The following is a 17,473-nucleotide window of genomic DNA, read 5'->3' as shown; positions in this document are numbered from 1 at the left end:
CCTCGAGACCTCGCGGCCTCGGCCATGTCGGCTCGCTTTCCTTATTAGGGAGAGGTCCGGCCGATGGCTCGGGATTCCGCGATTTTGAGGCATTCTCCTCATGTTCGCCCGGTTGGCACGCCGATCGCTCAACGTGGGTTGTACGCGCTCCGTCGGGCCGGGACGTTTGCCGACGCGATTCCCCTTGTCCGGTTTGACGGTTCGCTTAGAATCCCACAAATCTCTCGGGACCCGGGCGATCGTTCGAGTCCCCACATCTCCTCGATGCGAGGGGCAGGACGACGATGGGTGATTCTCCAAGCTCGCCGGGTCCAGGCGTCTCCATCGCAAACGCTCTCGAGTTTGCCGATGGCGACGAGCCTCCCAGTCTGGGGCGGGACTCGAGCTTCCGCCACCCCGCCTGGGCCGACGTTCCCGATTGCGACTGGAACGACTGGCGCTGGCAGTCTCAGAACGCGGTCCGCCACCCGAAGCAACTCCTCGACCTCATCTCCTTCAGCGATCCCGAACGCCGCGCCATCGAGACATTGCAGGCGCAGTACAAGCTCGCCATTCCGCCATATTATTTCTCCTTGATCGACCGGCTCGATCCCCTCGACCCGATCCGACTCCAGTCGATCCCATCCCCCCTGGAGCTTGCCGGAGCCAGCGGGACTGACGGCGAGGACGACCCGCTCGACGAGGAAAAAGATTCTCCCGTCCCCGGGCTCACCCATCGCTATCCCGATCGTGCGCTTCTAGTCACGACCCACGTCTGCACGATGTATTGCCGATTCTGCACCCGCAAACGCGCGACGATGAAACGAGGTGGGTGGGATGCCGTCTCTCGGGACGACCGGCGTATGGTCGAATACGTCCGCGAGCATCCCGAGATCCACGACGTGATCGTCTCCGGCGGCGACCCCCTCACGCTCCCGATCGAGAAACTCGCGTTCTTCGTGGAGAACCTGACGGCGATCCCCCACCTCGACGTCATCCGTATCGGGACCCGCGTCCCCGTCACCCTCCCGCAGCGACTCGACGACAACGAACTGCTCGACGTCCTCGGGGCTTCGGGGAAGATCTGGATCCAGACCCATTTCAACCACCCCCGGGAAGTGACCCCCGAATCGCGTCGGGCTTGCGACCGGCTCCGGCTCCTCGGCATGCCGGTGAATAATCATGCCGTCCTGCTGAAAGGGGTCAACGACAGCCTGGCCGTGCAACGTGACCTCTGCCGAGCCCTCCTCAGGATCAAGGTCCGGCCCTACTACCTGTTCCACTGCGACCCGGTGACCGGGGCAGGGCACTTCCGCACCCCGGTGTGGAAAGGAATCGAGATCATCGAAGGCCTGCGTGGGCATATCTCGGGACTGGGTGTACCGACGTATGTTGTCGATGCGCCTCGAGGGGGCGGGAAGATCCCGCTGATGCCGAACTATCTCGTCTCGGCCGGGCAGGATTCGGTCGTCCTCCGAAATTACGAGGGCATGCTCATCCATTATCGCCCGACCGGGGAGCCCTCGTCGGCGCCCCCCGAGGTCGAGACCCAAGGAGTGAGCGGACTGCTCTCGGGTCAGGCCGACGTCTTGATCCCCGAGGGGAACCCTCGGATGCTCCGCCGCAAGGCGAAGGCGCGAACGAATGGCCATTCGCCACTCGAGCTAGGCGGCTCGACGCCTTCAGACGGGCATGCGAACGGTCACAAGAACGGCAAGGGCCACGGGACGCGAGGGACCTCCCTTTGAGGATCGGGATTGCGTTCGACCTCGCCCCGGCCGTCGGCGATCGCGACCGCGACGCCCCCGACGACCGCTATGAGGAGTTCGACAAGCCGGAGACGATCCGGGCCCTGGCCGACGTTCTGTCGGCCGAGGGCCACGAGGTTGCCCTGCTCGGTGACGGTCGTGCGTTCCTCGAACAGGTCCTCGCCGCACCCCCCGACTTCGTCTGGAACCTCGCCGAAGGGGAGGGGATCGGCCGGAGTCGGGAAGCCCGGGTCCCCGCCGTCCTCGAGATGCTCGGCATCCCTTATAGCGGCTCGGACCCGTTCACCCTGGCCGTCTCGCTCGACAAGGATGCGGCCAAACGTCTGGTTCGTGGCGCGGACGTGGAGATCCCCCGGGGCCTCTCGATCCCTTCCGAACGTTCGGCTTCCGATATCCCCTCGATCCTCGCAGATTCCGGCCTGGGCGGCGTGGCCACGTTGATCCTCAAGCCCGCCTTCGAAGGGTCGAGCAAGGGGATCCGCGCCCGTTGCCTAGCCGAAACCCCCGAAGAGGCCGTCGAACTGTTCAAGACCCTGGCGCACGACTATCGGCAACCGATCCTCATCGAAGAGTTCATCGCCGGCGACGAGGTTACCGTCGGCCTGACCGGGAACGGTGATAGCCTCCAGGTGCTCGGCGCGATGCGGATCCGTCCCAAGGTCCGGGACGACCGTTTCATCTATTCGCTCGAAGTGAAGCGGGATTGGGACGAACGGGTCGCGTACGAGACACCGGCTCGGTTGGAAGACGACGTCCAGCGACGTCTGCTGCACTCGGCCCGTTCGGCGTACGTGGCATTGGGGTGCCGCGACGTGGCGAGGATCGACTATCGGATCCGCGCCGGGATTCCCTATTTCATCGAGGCCAACCCTCTGCCCGGCCTGGCCCCCGACTGGAGCGACCTCGTCATCCTCGCTCGGGGTGTGGGACTGGGCTATCCTGAGCTAATCCGTCGGATCCTTGATTCTGCCCTCGCTCGGGTGGGACTTGCGACGGCCGGACCGGCCGGAGGTCCCCGTTGATCGGGGCGCGTCCGAGTGTCGCTGTCCTCTACAACGCCCCGGTGCTGCCGGCTGGCCATCCTGACTCGGCCTCCGAGTCGGATGTGGTCGACGTGGCCCGGACCATCGCCTCGATCCTCGAAGCCGCCGGCTTCCAGGCCGAGACCTTCGCCGTCGGGCCGCCGGTCTCGAGGCTGGCCGCGTTCCTCGAAGGCGGACCTACGCCGAACTCCCGGCCATCGGTCGCCTTCAACCTCATCGAAGGGTTCGGTGGCCTGAGCGCAGGCGCAACCTACGCGACCGGGGTCCTGGAACTCTCGGGCGTTCCCTACACCGGCTCCTCCGTCGAATCTCTGGCGTTCTGCCAGGAGAAGAGTCGTGCCAAGGCCCTGCTCCGAGGGTTCGGGCTCCCGACGACTCCTTCGCTCGTGATTGTCCCTGGTCAAACCGTCTCGCCCTGGCCCTGGGACGGCCCTGCCCTGGTGAAGCCGGACGCCGAGGACGGGAGCCTCGGGATCGACCAGTCGAGCGTCGTCCTCGACGTCTCCTCGGCGCGGGAACGCGTCGGTCGGATCCACGACGCGTATCGAGGGGCGGCCCTGATCGAGCCGTACTTGCCCGGGCCTGAGTTCAACGTCGGTGTGATCGCCCTACCCGAGCCTTCGGCTTTGCCGATCGCCGAGGTCCTCTTCACGCCGGCCCCGGGCGGCTGGCCGATCCTGACCTACGAGGCGAAGTGGGCCCCGGGCTCGGCCGAGGACCTCGCCAGCCAGGTCCGATGCCCGGCCGTTATCGAGGCGGACCTGGCCGATCACCTCGGCCGACTCGCGGTGGCCGCCTTCCAGGCCACCCGCTGCCGCGACTACGCCCGGGTCGACTTCCGGCTCGACGACCGGGGTGACCCCATGATCCTCGAAGTGAATCCGAACCCCGACATCGGGCCCTCGGCCGGATGGGCACGGGCCTTGCGGACTTCCCGACGAGAGTACGCGGCCACAATCGTCGCCATCGCCCGTCAGGCCCTGGGACGAGCCGCGGGACTCGGGTGATCGACCTCATTGGGGCGTGACGCATTCGATGCCGAAGAGTTTTTAGCCTCGGATCGGACAGGGATGAAATACAGATCAATCAAAATCAACTCAATGTTTTAATGACGTTTGAATGTTTGGTGTTCATGGTTTTCTTCCTGCGTCATCCGTGGAAAAATGCCTTCTCTGATCCGTGTTCCATCCGTGGCCGAAAGAATCTCGACCCAGTCCCAAGCCCGGCGAGAGCCTCCATGTTTCGGATCAGCCACGTCCTGGGTGCCCACCGCGAGTACGACCGGCGCTGCATCGCCGAGGTCCAGGCGATGCTCGACGCCGCCTTCCCGGGCATCGGCCTGGGTGAGGACTACATCGCCAAGAAGATCGGCGAGCAGACGACGCGAGGCTATCCCTCGATCCTCCTCGCCGCCCACGGCCCGGGGGATCGCGTCACGGGGTTTGCTCTGGCCGACCATTTCGATTCGATCGGGTACGCCTACCTCGACTTCATCGTGGCGCAGGCCGAACGGCGGGGCCGGGGCCTCGGGGGGGCGCTTTATGAGGCCTTGCGCGAAGACCTCGTGGCCCGAGGTGCCAAGGGGCTCTTCTTCGAGGTCCCGACCGACGACCCGACCCAGGTCACCAACCCCGCGTATCTGAAGGCCAACAAGTCCCGTTTGAAATTCTATGAGCGTTACGGAGCGCTCCCGATCGTCGGGACCTTGTACGACCAGCCGATTCGTCCCGACAATCCCTCCGAGCCCCGACTCCTCTACGACCCGCTCCAGAATACGAAGCCGCTCGAGGCCGGTGACCTGCGCGAGGTCATGGAGATGATCCTGACCCAGCGGTATCACTACGCGACCGACGACCCTTACGTCCGCCAGTTGATCGACTCGGTGCGCGACTCGCCGGTCCGGATCCGCTCGCCGCGCTACGCCGAGCCGGGGTCCCGTCGCGAGAAACGCCCGAGGCGGCTCCATCCGCTTAAGGTTTTCTGCTCGTCGCGGCATGCCTTGCACCACGTCCGTGAGCGGGGCTACGTCGAGCGTCCGGCGCGCGTGGACGTGATCCTGAAGGCGATCAGCACGCTCCCCGATGTGGAGCAACTGCCCGTCCGCAACTTCGGCGAGAAGCCGATCCGGGCGGTCCACGACACCGACTTCGTCAATTACCTGCGGAACTTCTGCCAGGACCTTCCCAAGGGGGAGATGGTCTATCCTTACGTGTTCCCGATCCGCCGGACCGACCGACCGCCGTACGACCGGAGCCGACGCGCCGGGTATTATTGTATCGACACGTTTACACCGCTCAGCCGCGATGCCTACAAGGCGGCCCGTGCCGCGGTGAACGTGGCCCTCTCCGGCGCCGAGGCGATCGTGGCGGGCAACCCGTTGGTCTATAGCCTCTGTCGGCCCCCGGGCCATCACGCCGAGCGCGACACCTACGGCGGGTTCTGCTACTTCTGCAACGGGGCGATCGCGGCCCAGTATCTCGCCGGCCATTTCGGCCGCGTCGCGATCCTCGACGTCGACTACCACCACGGCAACGGCGCCCAGGACATCTTCTATAACCGCTCCGACATCCTGACGATCTCGATCCACGGGCATCCCAACTTCGCCTACCCGTACTTCTCGGGATTCGCCGACGAGATCGGCGAGGGTGAAGGAGAGGGGTTCAACTGCAACATGCCGCTGGCCGAGGACGTCCACGACGGCCGCTACCTCGAAGCCCTCGACGACGCGCTCGGGCTCGTCCGCAAATTCAAGCCCGAGGCCCTCGTCGTCCCCGTCGGCCTCGACATCGCCAAGGCCGACCCGACCGGGACCTGGAGCCTGACCCCCGATGGCCTCTTCGAAGTCGGGTACCGCATCGGCGGACTCAAGCTCCCGACCCTTTTGGTGCAGGAAGGGGGGTACAACATCCGCTCGCTGGGGCGAAATGCGGCCAGGATGCTGACCGGGGTTTGCGCCGGGGCACTCGGCCGGAAGCGCCGGAGCCAGGCATGAGCCGGGGGAGGTTGAAGGGAAGAGAGAGGTCGGATCGAAGCCTGATTATTCGCGATGAACAAGATTTCAGAGGTCGTCGGCGTCAACCGTGGCGGAGCAGTAAGTAGGGTGGGCATCGCCCACCGGGCCTTTCGAGATACCGGTGGGCGATGCCCACCCTACTTACGGAGACCCGGCACTGATCTCGCAATATGGGCGAGACGGTTTTCGGGATCGGATGGTTACTTGACTCGTTCCATATACTCGCCGGTGCGGGTGTCGACGCGGACCTTCTCGCCGGGGCCGATGAAGGGGGGGACCTGGACTTTCAGGCCGTTTTCGAGGACGGCTTCTTTGTACTGGTTGGTCGCGGTCGCCCCCTTGAGAGCAGGGGGGGTGTCGGTCACGACCAGGTCGATCGTGGCCGGGACGTCGATCGAGACGGGCTTGTCGTCGACGTACATGACCTTGACCTTGCTATTCGGCAAGATGTACTGCATTGCCGTGCCCAGGATTTCCGGGCGGAAGCTGAGCTGGTCGAAGGTCTCGGAGTCCATGAAGACATGCTCGTCGCCGGAGGAGTAGAGATACTCGAACTCCTTGGTCTCGACGTACGGCACTTCGATCTGGTCGACGGAGCGAAGCCGTTTGTCGATCAGCGAGCCGCTGCTCATGTTCCGGAGCTTGGTCTGGACCATGGCTCGGAGGTTGCCGGGTGTGTGGTGAGCGAAGTCGACCACGACGAAGTTGGTCCCTTCCATCGTGATGACCATCCCGCGTCGGATGTCGGTGGCCTTGATCATCATGTTGTTGCGCGTTGCCCCCGGGATACGTAGCTCGATCGGCTCGGTCTTTGGATGGAAGAAGTCAGAGCGGGCGCAACCCGCTGCCTCGACCCTGGAATTCCGTCGAGGGTAACCAATGCCTTGGCGTCTGGCTAGACCACTTGGCGACTCTCAAACGGGCTTGGTGCCGGCCAGGACCCCGCAATGAACGAGGGTCGGGATCACCTCGCCGGGGACGAGGCCCGCCTCTTGGAGCCAGGCGCGATATTCACCTGCGCTGTAGGCTCGTCCTTCGGTGAGCCGGAAAAGCGCCGCCGAGTAGAGGGCGATGGGGAGAGGTCCGTCGAGGGCGTCGTTGAGGAAGACGTCGTGGATCAGGAGCCGGCCGCCGGGCGGCAAGGCGGCCGCGATCCGGGCGATGATCGAACGGCATTCGGGCACGTCCCAGTCGTGCAGGACGTTGGAGAGGAGCACGACGTCGACGCCCTCGGGCATGGCGTCATGAAACATATCACCCGCACGGGCCTCGAGCCGGTCGGCGACACCGTATGCGGCGGCCATCTCGCTCGCGACCTTGAGGACCTCGGGGCGATCCCAGACGATGGCGCGGAGCTCGGGGTGGTGTTGGAGCCAGGCGATGCTGTAGATCCCCGTGCCGCCGCCGACGTCGAGCAGTCGCCTTGCGTCGGGCAGTGGGAATCGTTCGGCCAGCACAGGCGCGACGTTTTTCGCCCGGCCGGCCAGGGCCAGGGTCAGGTGCCGGGCACTCGCCTCTTCCTCCATCGCCGAGTCGATCCCTTCCCGAAAGATGAAGGCCGCGCCCGACTCCTCGGGTCCCTCGCCGGCGGGTCGGTTCGTCCGCAACCGCTCCACCATCTCGACGACGCCCGGGCTCTCGGCGGCCAGCCCGATGTAGCCGCTCACGTCGAAGGCGCCGCCCGGCACGAGATGCTCATGAGCCGACTCGGTCAACGTCAGCAGTCCCTGGCCGTCGTTCGCGAGCAGGCCGAACGCCCGGAGCGCGGTGATCAGGACGCTCGCCGGACGTTCCTCGAGCCCGAGGTGCTGCCGGAGCTCCTCGAACGCGATCGGACCCCGTGCGACCCGACCGAAGAGGTCGAAGTGCGCGACCGCTGCGGTAAGGAGTTCCGTGGCGTGATTGCCCCGGAAGAGCTCGAAAATCGGAGAGGGGTCGATGCGAGGTGGAACGATTGCAGACGGACTCATCCAGTGGACTCCGCAGGGGAGGGGAGGATTCACCACAAAGGCACAAAGGAGAAGAGAAGATGAGTGAAATAATGTAATTAATTTAAAAAATTGAATTCTTTGTGTCCTTCGTGCCTTCGTGGTGAATCCTCCCATTCTTAAAAACGAGGCAGGGGATCGGGCCGTGGTTTTCATCCGAACGCCCATCGCCATGCGGGTCAAGGGTTCGATGTGGATATCGTACGCGTTGAGGATCGGGAGAATCGAGTCAATCGACTCGATTGAGACGACCGATAAAATGGGAGGCCGGGGGATCGATTGATTTCTCGACGGAGCTTCCCCTACAATGGCCTAACATTCTGAGGAATAAGGGATTCCAAAGCGTGTAGGGTCGGAGTTTTCGAACGGCGAGGCACGTCCGAAGTCGGCCTTCGTGATGAGGTTCGGCGGAAGTGCTGGCTTTCGGCGGGTGCAAATACGGCCATCGCGGCCCGGTTTCGTGATTGGACTCAGAGGAGACGGGGATGGCCACCGACATTCGGCTCAAGGAATCGCTCCCGGCACTGACCGAGCGGATTGTCGATTCCTACGAGGAGTGTGGAGGGCTGAACCACCTGGGCCATTCGCCCTTGCCGAGCTACCGCGAGGTGGTCGAGATCCTCGGTGACCTCCGCGAAATCCTCTACCCAGGCTACGGGCGACGTCAGAACCTCCACCCCGGGAACGTGGGATATCACGTCGGCGACCTGATCGACAGCCTTCACGACCGGCTGACGATCCAGATCGCCCGGGCGTTCCGCCACGACTGCAAGGCGAAAGACCTCGAGACCGACTTCGAGGCCGAGGCCCAACTCGTCGCGATCCGCCTGCTCGAATCCTTGACCGAGCTACGTCGGGTCCTCGCCGATGACGTCCGCGCCGCGTTCGACGGCGACCCCGCGGCCAAGAACAACGACGAGATCATCTTCTGCTACCCGGGCGTGGCGGCGATCACGGTTTTCCGGATCGCGCACGAGCTCTTCAAGCTCGGCGTGCCGCTGATCCCGAGGATGATGACCGAGTACGCCCACGGCAAGACCGGGATCGACATCCACCCGGGGGCCACCATCGGCCGGGGATTCTTCATCGACCACGGCACGGGCGTCGTGATCGGCGAGACCACCGAGATCGGCGTCGGGGTGAAGATCTACCAGGGCGTGACCCTCGGGGCCCTCAGCTTCCCGAGGGACGAGGATGGCCACATCCTCCGCGACCTCAAACGCCACCCGACCATCGAAGACGACGTCGTGATCTACGCCAACGCCACGATCCTCGGCGGCAGGACGGTCATCGGCCACCACTCCGTCGTCGGCTCCTCCGCCTGGATCACCCGGAGCGTCCCTCCTTACACGACCGTCACCATCGAGAGCCCGATGCTCCGCTACCGGGGAACCCCGGGCGCCAATGCAACTCCCCACGAGATGTCGGGCTTCGATTATCAAATTTGAATAATTCGATCGACTTTCTCGGAGCGGCGAACCCTGAGCACGCCTCAGGTTGCCCGACTCGCGAAGACGAGCCAGCCGCCGGCGCGGAGTGAGGGAGCGAGCCAGGGGGCGCGGATGGGGCTGGCGTGGATGGCGTCGATCGGGAGGACTTCGTCGATCCGGAAGCCTGCCTCGGTGAGGTCTCGGCGGAGCTCCCGCCAACGGTAGAGGTGGACCTGCATACCGGCGACGCCCCGGTAGGTCATCGTCCGGTCTCCGAGATTGGTATGGCCGCGAAGCGCCTCGAAGGCCTGGGAGAGGAGCCAGCGGCGCCCTTGGGGATCGAAGAGGTTGAGCCAGAGGTTGTGGGCGTGCAAGGCCAGACGCCCACCGGGCTTGAGGAGCCGGTGGGTTTCCTCCAAGGCCCGTCGTCGAGAATCTGCGCCTCGGATCATCCCCAGGGTGCTGAACATCGATAGGGCGTAGGCGAAGCTCCCGCTCCGAAAGCCCTGGAGTCGGCAGAGGTTCGCCTCGACGCACGAGAGGGGGATCGACGCCAGGAGGGCTTTCTCCCGGAGTCGTTCGAGCATGGCGCGCGAGAGGTCGACGGCCACGACGGGGAATCCGCGACCGGCGAATTGCAACGAGTGTCGGCCGGTCCCGCAACCCAGGTCGATTAGCGGTCCAGGTTCGACGAATCGGGCGTCGAGGGCCTGGGCATCGGCCTGGAACAGGGGATGGCCGCGGAAGTAGTCGTCCTCTTCGGTGGCGAGCCGAGGGTTGTGAGTGTACTCCCAGAGCGAGGCATTCACCCCCTCGGGGAGTCGCCAGGACGGTGGGGCAGGGGACATGCTCATCGTTCGGGGTCGCTCGAGGAGGAGGTGGAGGAGCGCGGGGCTCAGGCCTTGGTCGCGAAGACGCGGCCGGACCGAGGCGCGAGCTCCAGGCCGCGGAGCGACCCCGCCTCGACGACGGCCGAGTCGTGGGTCCAGGCTTCGTCGAAGCCCGTCCCATCCGGCACGAGGTCTCCCAAGGGGACATCGACGCGACGCGTCCCGTTCCCGGTGTTGAAGAGCACCACCACCGTCTCCTCGCCGAACTGTCGGGCGTGGGCGAAGACGTCGCCTTCCGCGAACACGACACGATAAGAGCCCCGGCGGAGTGCGGGCCGGGCGTGGCGGAGGGCGATGTAGCGCTGGAAGTCGTGGAACAGGTCCTTGTCCCACTGCTCCGGCTTATACCAGGGGAACGCGGCCCGGTTGAAGGGGTCGTGTGCACCGGCCAGCCCGATCTCGTCGCCGTAGTAGATCGACGGGGCGCCGGGATAGGTCATCTGGAAGAGGGTCGCGAGCCGGAGCGCGGACTTGTCGCCCCGGGCGAGCGAGAGGAACCGGGCCATGTCGTGGCTGTCGAGCAGGTTCAGTTGCACCGAGGTGACGTTGGGATGGTAGAGGTTGATGAGGTCCTCGATCGTCCTCCGGAACCCCGCCGCGTCGGTCGACGGGAGGTGGCGCAAGCTCGTCTTGTTCAGCTCCTCGTAATCGATCCCCTCGCCGATGAAGTATCCGATGCAGGCGCGTGTGAAAATGTAATTCATCACAGCATCCCACATGTCCCCCTGGAGCCAGTGGCGGGAGTCGGTCCAGACTTCGCCGACGATGTAGGCCTCGGGATTGATCGCTCGGACTCGGCGGCGAAACTCTCGCCAGAATTCGTCGTCGTCGATCTCGTTGGGGACGTCGAGCCGCCAGCCGTCGATGCCGAAGTCGACCCATTTGCAGGCGACACCCCAGAGGAACTCGCGGACGGCCGGGGTGCCGACGTTGAACTTGGGCAGGGCCGGCAGGTTCCACCAGGCGTTATAGCCGGGGGCCTTGTCGGACTCGTAGGCGTAGAGCGGGAAGCTTCGGATCGAGAACCAGTCGAGATAGGCGGAGTTGGCGCCGTTCTCGAGGATGTCGTGGAACTGGAAGAAGCCCCGGCTGGCGTGATTGAAGACGCCGTCGAGGACGACTCGGATACTCCTCGCGTGCGACTCGTCGATGAGCCGACGGAGCGCGGCGTTGCCGCCGAGCATCGGGTCGACTTTTTCGTAGTCGTGGGTGTGATAGCGGTGGTTCGAGGCCGACTGGAAGACCGGCGTGAAGTAGATGGCGTTGATGCCCAGTTCCGCGAGGTAGTCGAGACGCTCGACCACGCCCACGAGGTCACCCCCCTGATAGCCGTGCGGCGTCGGAGTTGCTCCCCATTCGTCGAGGTTGCTCGGCTTGGGGACGGTTACGCTCTTGGCGAAGCGGTCGGGAAAAATCTGATAGAAGACGGCGTCACGCACCCAGTCGGGAGTCTGGGGTTCGCTCACGGGGCACTCCATGTTAACGGGATTGCAGGCCGGGCTTTGCGTGCGGCCATCCGGTAGGGGGATTCTCTAGCCACGGATCGAACACGGATGAAATACGGATCAGAAGGGGACGGAGAATCGATCGACAGATGACGCAGATGAACGCGGATTTTTAAGTCTGGTTATTCTAAAGATGCGTTCGTGCGCGTTATCTGTTGATCGATTGGGTTTTCGTCTCTCCATACCGGGGTCAACCGATGGGGACCTTGAGCCAGTAGATTTGTTGACGGTCGCCTCGGATCCGAAGGTCTTCGAGGAAGGGCTCGACGATGGGCTTGGCCATCCCCTTGAAGTAGACTTTGCCGTTCACCCTCACCTCCATCTTCCGCTTGAAGTCGATGAGCTTGGGATTCACCCAGACGTCGAGGCGGCGGAGGCCGGCGGTCTGGAATTGGAGGAGGTTGCTGATCGCGCTGGTCCGCATCCGGATGGTGGCGGGGTTGAGGTTCTTGCCGAGCGGCTCGACGGCTTCGGGGGCGGTGGTCCTCCCCTCCTCGAACTCCCGGATCACGACCCCGTAGAATCGGGAATCCGAGTCGCGGGCCGACTTCACCTCGAACTTCTTGGGCGCCGGGTCGCGACGTCGACGGTCCATCCAGTCGAAGATGGCCGGGGCCTCCTCGGGGAAATCCTCCAGGCCTCGGCGGAAGTACTCGACGTAGGTGGTGTCGAAGTTCTTCGCGATCAGGGGCTTGAGCAGGCTCCCGAAGACCAGCTCGGTCCCGGCGGGGGCGAGGTCGCCGATGACGGCGTAAACCGGGAGCTGCTCGGCGTGCGACAGCCCTTCGCCGTCGGACAGATAACGGAATGCATACTTGAACGGCCGTCCCGACACGATCGCCATCCCCGCGAACAGGTCGGGGTGGGCGGAACCGAAATCCCAGGCCATGTCGCCTCCGCTCAACACCCCGCCCAGGATGACGCGGTCGCTGTCGATGGCGTACCGGCGACGTGCGTCCCGTAGGGCCAACTCGACGGCCGCGTGTTCGCTGCCGGAATAACCGTATTCCTTGGACCGATCGGGCAGGTTGTACTCGGGGGCGATCACGATATAGCCGCGTCGCGAAGCCTCGGCGGCCCACCAGTCGATCGCCGATTGCGGCCCCCCCCCCCCGTGAAGCGCGACTACGGTCGGGTAGCTCCGGAGCGGATGGTACTCGGGAGGGAGGGAGACGGCGTATTCCGTGGGCACTTCGTTGCCGTCGTCCGGGACCCGGTGCACCGTCGGCTTCTCGCCGGGTTTGGTCTTTGGCTTCGGATCCGCGAGCGGGGGCGGCATGCGAGTCGCGAGCCTGGATAGCAGGTCGAGGCGCTGGGCCGAGCCCGCCTGCGAGGAATCGGGCGGCAAGGTGAGCGACTGGAGTTGCTCCAGGACCTCCGTTCGCGTCGTGGCGTCGCCGGCGAGGTAATCCTGGAGCATCGACCGCATCTTCCAGATGGTCGAGGCCGCCGAAAGGTCCGGCACGGCGGCGTCGGGACCGACGACGAACCCCGACATCGCCAGGGCGAAGAGTGCCTCGTCCTTTCCGTTCGATTCAGCTTTCGCTTTCTGCCAGGCGACGAATCGGTCGCGGGCCACGTCGGGCACCTCGGTCAAGGCCCGGATGACCTCGAGCATCGGGGTCTTCCACTCGGCCTTCGCTTCGGACGGGAGGCGGTCGGCCAGCGCCCGCAGGTCGTCGGTCAAGGCCTTGTCGGTTGCGGCCTGGGCGTCGTCCTTGCGGATCTGGTCGCGGACGTCGACGAGGATATCGGCGGAGACGTCCTTGGTCGGGAATGACTTGAGGAGCTTCGCGACCTCGCGGTACTGCTGCCCCTGGCGTCTGACCTCGATCTCGGCCTTCCGTTGCGTGGCGAAGAGCTGCGAGACGACCGCATGGGCGCTCGCTAAGGTATCGTTCAGGCCGGGCTCGTCGGGGAATTCGTGACCGAGGGCGTCGAGCTCGGCGTTGGCCTCGTCATACCAACCGGCCTGGATCAGGAAGCTGGCCACGCGTCGACGTTCGTTGAGGTTCGTGCGTTCGACCTTCCCGAGCAGGCCGACGACGACCTCGCGCGGGACCTGGGTCGTGCTCAATCGCCCTTCCTGCCAGAAGCCGTCGACGCCCCGTAGCTTCACCAGGTACGGCCCCATCTCGTAGATTGCCTGCTCCATGCTGACGGGCTTGGTCGAGCGGGCCGAGACGTAGCTGAAAGAGCGCCGGCCCCGGTCGTTCCAAGGGGAGATTTTGATGTCGAAAGCTTCCTTCGGCATCATCCCGGCATGCTTGACCAGCGGTTGTTGGAGCCTGAAGTTCTCCCAGTTCCCAAACGTGGAATCGGGATCGAATTTCGCGATCTTCGAGTCGCGGAGGACGACGCGCTTGAGTCCATCGAAGACCCACACGATCGTGTTGTCGCGGTCGACCGATCCTCGGTACATGACCCCGTTCTTCAGGACGACTTTGTCGCCGAAGGCGACGGTGGCGAGCCCCAGGAGGAGCATCGTCAGCGCCGAAGGGCCAACCACTCTCGACAATCGAGCCTTTGACATGCCTGGGTCTCCCTACGCCGAGAGGCCGACGATAATCCGTTCGAGGAGGGAAAGGGGGAAGGCCGGAATGCGACGGTCCGACTCCATCGTGCTCTATTCTGACACCCCGACCGCCCCGGTCAAGCACCCGCACGCTCGCGACGCGATCGTTTCCCATACCGAGGCCACCGGCCGCTTTCCCGATCGGCACCTGTGGCACGACAAGCGGTCGAATGCTTAGGCTGGAGTGGTCGAGGGCAGGGACTTGTCGAGGTCAAACGGGTGAGGGCGTTGGGATATGGCGGCGGCTCCGCTGAGGTTTCGGTGCTATCAATGCAACCAGCTCCTGGGGGTTTCGCGATCGAAGATCGGGACCACGCTGCGTTGTCCGAAATGTGACGCCGATCTGATCGTTCCCGACCCTGACGACGTTGCCGAGAACGCGGGCGTCACAACCGTGTCCCCCTCCGGTCTGGATTCGGCCGACCAGGGGATCCCTGCCGACCTGATCGACATCCGGCCCGAGGACATCCGGGTCGAGCCGGGGGCGGCCCGGCTGCTCCCGACTCGAGAACCGTCGCCAACTCCCGAGGTTGAGACCCGACTGCCACCCGACGAGTCGGCTCACATGCCTCGTCGCGAGGCCTCGGAGTTCGGCCTCGCGAACGGTGCGTCGATCGCCGAGAGCTTGGCGGCCGGAGTGGCCGCAGAACCGGCGTCATCCGCGCCCGAGCCCGAAGTCGTCGTCCCCGGACTTCAGGTCGGGTCGAACCGCCGCCTGGAGCCTGTCTCATCGACCCGTTCGCGAGACATCGTCTTGCCGCGATCGGCGGTCGCTGCGTGGTCCTTGTTCGTGCTCATTGCCCAGGGCCTTGCATTTCTGGCGGGCCTGCTCGCGGGCCACTTCCTCTGGAAGGTTCATTGAAGCCCCGTGGGAAGAGGCCTCTTTCGGCGATCGCCCTGGGCGGATTGGAATTTCCATGATGGCTTTGGGGCATGACTCGAGCGCCCGTCTTGGAGTGGGAGTGGGCCTGGGATAACATGAAGACATGGCGCGAAGGTGTTTCATAAACCCTTCGCCTGCTTCTCTTGATCTCCGTGCGACGATCCCCCGATCGAGAATCCATCCGATGTCCACAGAACCGACCGGCTTCGCCATGCGTTCCGATACCATCAAGAAGGGCGACGCCCGCGCCGCGCACCGGAGCCTCCTGCGGGCGACGGGTGTCCGCGAGAACGACTGGGACAAGCCCTTCATCGCGATCTGCAACAGCCATGTGGACATCATCCCGGGGCACGTCCATCTCCAGGAGGTCGGCAACTTCGTCAAGGAATGCGTCCGGGCGGCGGGGGGCGTCCCGTTCCTGTTCAACACCATCGGGGTCGACGACGGCATCGCGATGGGCCACAACGGGATGAAGTTCTCGCTCCCTTCGCGGGAGTTGATCGCCGACTCCGTCGAGACGATGATCGAGGCGCACCGCTTCGACGGGATGATCTGCATCCCGAACTGCGACAAGATCGTCCCCGGCATGTTCATGGGGGCGATGCGGGTGAACGTGCCGACCGTCTTCGTCTCCGGCGGCCCGATGGAGGCGGGGAAGACCGAGGACGGCCGGACGGTCGACCTGATCGACGCGTTCGTCGGTGGCGTCCAGCGCCAGAACGGCAAGATCACCGCCGAGGAGCTCGAATCAATCGAGAAGGCCGCGTGCCCGACCTGCGGCAGTTGTTCGGGCATGTTCACCGCCAACAGCATGAACTGCCTGGCCGAGGCGATCGGCATGGCTCTGCCGGGCAACGGCACGATCCTGGCGACCTCGGCCGACCGCAAGGCCCTGTATGAGCGCGCCGCCCAGCGGATCGTGGCGATGGCCAAGGAATTCGGCAGGGTCGGACCCGGGCATGGACTGCTCCCCCAGGAAATCGCGACCCGATCGGCGTTCGACAACGCGATGATCCTCGACATGGCGATGGGCGGGAGCACGAATACGGTCTTGCACATCCTCGCGATCGCTTATGAAGCGGGCGTCGAGTACTCGATGAAGCGGATCAACGAGCTCTCCGAGTTGACCCCGAACATCTGCAAGGTCAGCCCTTCGAGCTCGTACCACATCGAAGACGTTGCCCGCGCCGGGGGGATCCACACGATCCTCGGCGAGGTTGCCCGGGGCAAGCCCGGTCTTCTCGACCTGACCTGCCACACGGTGACCGGGAAGACCCTGGGCGAGAACATCGCCGACTACGACGTCCGGGGCGACAACGCCGTGGCCAGTGCCCACACGCTGACCCGCGTCCGGCCCGGCGGCGAGCGGACCAGCCAGGCGTGGACCGTGCCGAGCGTCGTGACCGAGGCCCGCTCGCAGGCCGTCGGTGTGGCCTTGCTCGAGTCCGAAGGAGAGAGCCTGGAGCCCGAGACACCCGCCGGGGGCAACTCCGGAGGCGATGGGTCGGACGGGTTCGACGGTTGGGACGTCATCCGGACCGTCGAGAAGGCCTACTCACAGACGGGCGGCCTGTCGATGCTGTTCGGGAATCTCGCTCCCGACGGGGCGGTCGTCAAGACGGCCGGCGTCGACCCCAAGATGCTCCGGCACTCGGGCCCCGCGGTCATCTTCGAGAGCGAAGTCGACGCATACAACGGCATCGTCTTCGGCAAGGTCAAGGCCGGTGACGTGGTCGTCATCCGCAACGAAGGCCCTCGCGGTGGCCCCGGCATGCAGGAGATGCTCGCCCCCACCACGGCCATCAAAGGGGTCGGCCTCGGCGATCGTTGCGCCCTGATCACCGACGGACGTTTCTCCGGCGGAACGGCCGGCGCATCGATCGGCCACGTGAGCCCCGAAGCCGCCGTGGGCGGCCCCATCGGGCTACTCCAGGACGGCGACATCGTCGAGATCGACATCCTCTCCGGCAAGCTCAACGTCCGACTCTCGGACGAAGCCCTCGCCGAACGCCGGGCCGCCTGGAAGGCCCCCAAGCCTCGGTTCACCCGCGGTTACCTGGCCAAGTACGCCAGCATGGCCACCAGCGCGGACACCGGTGCCATCCTCAAGTGGGATTGAACCCGACGAGCGAAAGCCTTTGCCCGTGATCCTCTCGGATCGAACCGCCCTGCGTCGCCCCTCGTGGGTGACGCGGGGATTCGGGCGGGTTTGCCTTTGAAACGCCCGACTCGGGCCATTGTCGTAGGTGTGTGACTTAAACGGAGCAAAATAGCTCCGACCGAAAGATGCGATATTTATTTCACTTGCCGATATGAGAATCCGCAGCTTCTGTTGAATTGGAGACGGCCGCGGTGGCAGGTCGACAGGCGGCTCGGGAAGGGACGAGGGTGGTCGGCC

The 17,473-nt window shown here is 64.9% G+C and carries 13 protein-coding genes; 8 read left to right on the top strand and 5 right to left on the bottom strand.

What is annotated here, in order from left to right; genetic code table 11:
* The first annotated feature begins 284 nt into the window (after nucleotides 1–284).
* The 4 genes from ACYOEI_RS10340 (at nucleotide 285) to ACYOEI_RS10325 (ending at nucleotide 5,783) form a co-directional block, all read left to right on the top strand.
* On the top strand, nucleotides 285–1,727 hold the full coding sequence (locus ACYOEI_RS10340) for a KamA family radical SAM protein (RefSeq protein WP_462849371.1): 1,443 nt from the start codon (nucleotides 285–287) through the stop codon (nucleotides 1,725–1,727).
* The gene (locus ACYOEI_RS10335) at nucleotides 1,724–2,770 is read left to right on the top strand and encodes a D-alanine--D-alanine ligase family protein (RefSeq protein WP_462849370.1); all 1,047 of its coding nucleotides are present in this window, start codon (nucleotides 1,724–1,726) and stop codon (nucleotides 2,768–2,770) included. Before ACYOEI_RS10340 ends, ACYOEI_RS10335 begins: the two co-directional genes overlap by 4 nt.
* A complete protein-coding gene (locus ACYOEI_RS10330; RefSeq protein WP_462849369.1) occupies nucleotides 2,767–3,798 on the top strand; it encodes a D-alanine--D-alanine ligase family protein in 1,032 nt (343 codons plus the stop codon). Before ACYOEI_RS10335 ends, ACYOEI_RS10330 begins: the two co-directional genes overlap by 4 nt.
* Nucleotides 3,799–4,028: 230 nt before the next feature.
* Entirely contained in the window at nucleotides 4,029–5,783 is a 1,755-nt protein-coding gene (locus tag ACYOEI_RS10325) for a GNAT family N-acetyltransferase (protein WP_462849368.1), read from the top strand.
* Between the two features lie 221 nt (nucleotides 5,784–6,004).
* On the opposite strand, the gene efp is transcribed toward ACYOEI_RS10325, so the two are convergent.
* Nucleotides 6,005–6,568: an elongation factor P gene (gene efp, locus ACYOEI_RS10320; protein WP_462849367.1), complete on the bottom strand. Its 564-nt coding sequence runs from the start codon at nucleotides 6,566–6,568 to the stop codon at nucleotides 6,005–6,007.
* Between the two features lie 150 nt (nucleotides 6,569–6,718).
* A complete protein-coding gene (locus tag ACYOEI_RS10315; protein ID WP_462849366.1) occupies nucleotides 6,719–7,774 on the bottom strand; it encodes a methyltransferase in 1,056 nt (351 codons plus the stop codon).
* 503 nt (nucleotides 7,775–8,277) lie between these two features.
* Here ACYOEI_RS10315 and epsC point away from each other — a divergent pair.
* Nucleotides 8,278–9,240 (top strand): serine O-acetyltransferase EpsC, encoded by a 963-nt coding sequence (gene epsC, locus ACYOEI_RS10310; protein ID WP_462849365.1) that lies wholly within the window; start codon nucleotides 8,278–8,280, stop codon nucleotides 9,238–9,240.
* Nucleotides 9,241–9,284: 44 nt separating this feature from the next.
* Here the strand turns inward: epsC and ACYOEI_RS10305 are convergent, their stop codons facing one another.
* The 3 genes from ACYOEI_RS10305 to ACYOEI_RS10295 all read right to left on the bottom strand — a co-directional run bounded on the left by ACYOEI_RS10305 (nucleotide 9,285) and on the right by ACYOEI_RS10295 (nucleotide 14,150).
* Complete coding sequence (locus ACYOEI_RS10305; protein ID WP_462849364.1) at nucleotides 9,285–10,076, bottom strand: class I SAM-dependent methyltransferase; 792 nt, start codon at nucleotides 10,074–10,076, stop codon at nucleotides 9,285–9,287.
* A gap of 41 nt (nucleotides 10,077–10,117) precedes the next feature.
* Nucleotides 10,118–11,590: a glycoside hydrolase family 13 protein gene (locus ACYOEI_RS10300; protein WP_462849363.1), complete on the bottom strand. Its 1,473-nt coding sequence runs from the start codon at nucleotides 11,588–11,590 to the stop codon at nucleotides 10,118–10,120.
* Nucleotides 11,591–11,807: 217 nt separating this feature from the next.
* Entirely contained in the window at nucleotides 11,808–14,150 is a 2,343-nt protein-coding gene (locus ACYOEI_RS10295) for a carboxylesterase family protein (RefSeq protein ID WP_462849362.1), read from the bottom strand.
* Between the two features lie 67 nt (nucleotides 14,151–14,217).
* Here ACYOEI_RS10295 and ACYOEI_RS10290 point away from each other — a divergent pair, with 67 nt between their 5' ends.
* From ACYOEI_RS10290 to ilvD, 3 genes are all read left to right on the top strand, one after another.
* Complete coding sequence (locus ACYOEI_RS10290) at nucleotides 14,218–14,370, top strand: hypothetical protein (protein ID WP_462849361.1); 153 nt, start codon at nucleotides 14,218–14,220, stop codon at nucleotides 14,368–14,370.
* 57 nt (nucleotides 14,371–14,427) lie between these two features.
* Entirely contained in the window at nucleotides 14,428–15,054 is a 627-nt protein-coding gene (locus tag ACYOEI_RS10285; protein WP_462849360.1) for a hypothetical protein, read from the top strand.
* Nucleotides 15,055–15,259: 205 nt separating this feature from the next.
* Entirely contained in the window at nucleotides 15,260–17,194 is a 1,935-nt protein-coding gene (gene ilvD / locus ACYOEI_RS10280; protein ID WP_462849359.1) for a dihydroxy-acid dehydratase, read from the top strand.
* The last annotated feature ends 279 nt before the right edge of the window (nucleotides 17,195–17,473 follow it).

It is taken from the genome of Singulisphaera rosea (genome assembly GCF_054877945.1).
The sequence above is the reverse complement of the archived record's forward strand: the minus strand, read 5'-3'. Positions and strand labels throughout refer to the sequence as shown.

Bases quoted from the DNA above. Each gene is read 5' to 3' on its own strand.
- ACYOEI_RS10340 (WP_462849371.1), top strand. From the start codon at position 285: ATGGGTGATTCTCCAAGCTCGCCGGGTCCAGGCGTCTCCATCGCAAAC.
- ACYOEI_RS10325 (WP_462849368.1), top strand. From the start codon at position 4,029: ATGTTTCGGATCAGCCACGTCCTGGGTGCCCACCGCGAGTACGACCGG.
- efp (WP_462849367.1), bottom strand. From the start codon at position 6,568: ATGATGATCAAGGCCACCGACATCCGACGCGGGATGGTCATCACGATG.
- ACYOEI_RS10315 (WP_462849366.1), bottom strand. From the start codon at position 7,774: ATGAGTCCGTCTGCAATCGTTCCACCTCGCATCGACCCCTCTCCGATT.
- epsC (WP_462849365.1), top strand. From the start codon at position 8,278: ATGGCCACCGACATTCGGCTCAAGGAATCGCTCCCGGCACTGACCGAG.
- ACYOEI_RS10305 (WP_462849364.1), bottom strand. From the start codon at position 10,076: ATGAGCATGTCCCCTGCCCCACCGTCCTGGCGACTCCCCGAGGGGGTG.
- ACYOEI_RS10300 (WP_462849363.1), bottom strand. From the start codon at position 11,590: ATGGAGTGCCCCGTGAGCGAACCCCAGACTCCCGACTGGGTGCGTGAC.
- ACYOEI_RS10295 (WP_462849362.1), bottom strand. From the start codon at position 14,150: ATGTCAAAGGCTCGATTGTCGAGAGTGGTTGGCCCTTCGGCGCTGACG.
- ACYOEI_RS10290 (WP_462849361.1), top strand. From the start codon at position 14,218: ATGCGACGGTCCGACTCCATCGTGCTCTATTCTGACACCCCGACCGCC.
- ACYOEI_RS10285 (WP_462849360.1), top strand. From the start codon at position 14,428: ATGGCGGCGGCTCCGCTGAGGTTTCGGTGCTATCAATGCAACCAGCTC.
- ilvD (WP_462849359.1), top strand. From the start codon at position 15,260: ATGTCCACAGAACCGACCGGCTTCGCCATGCGTTCCGATACCATCAAG.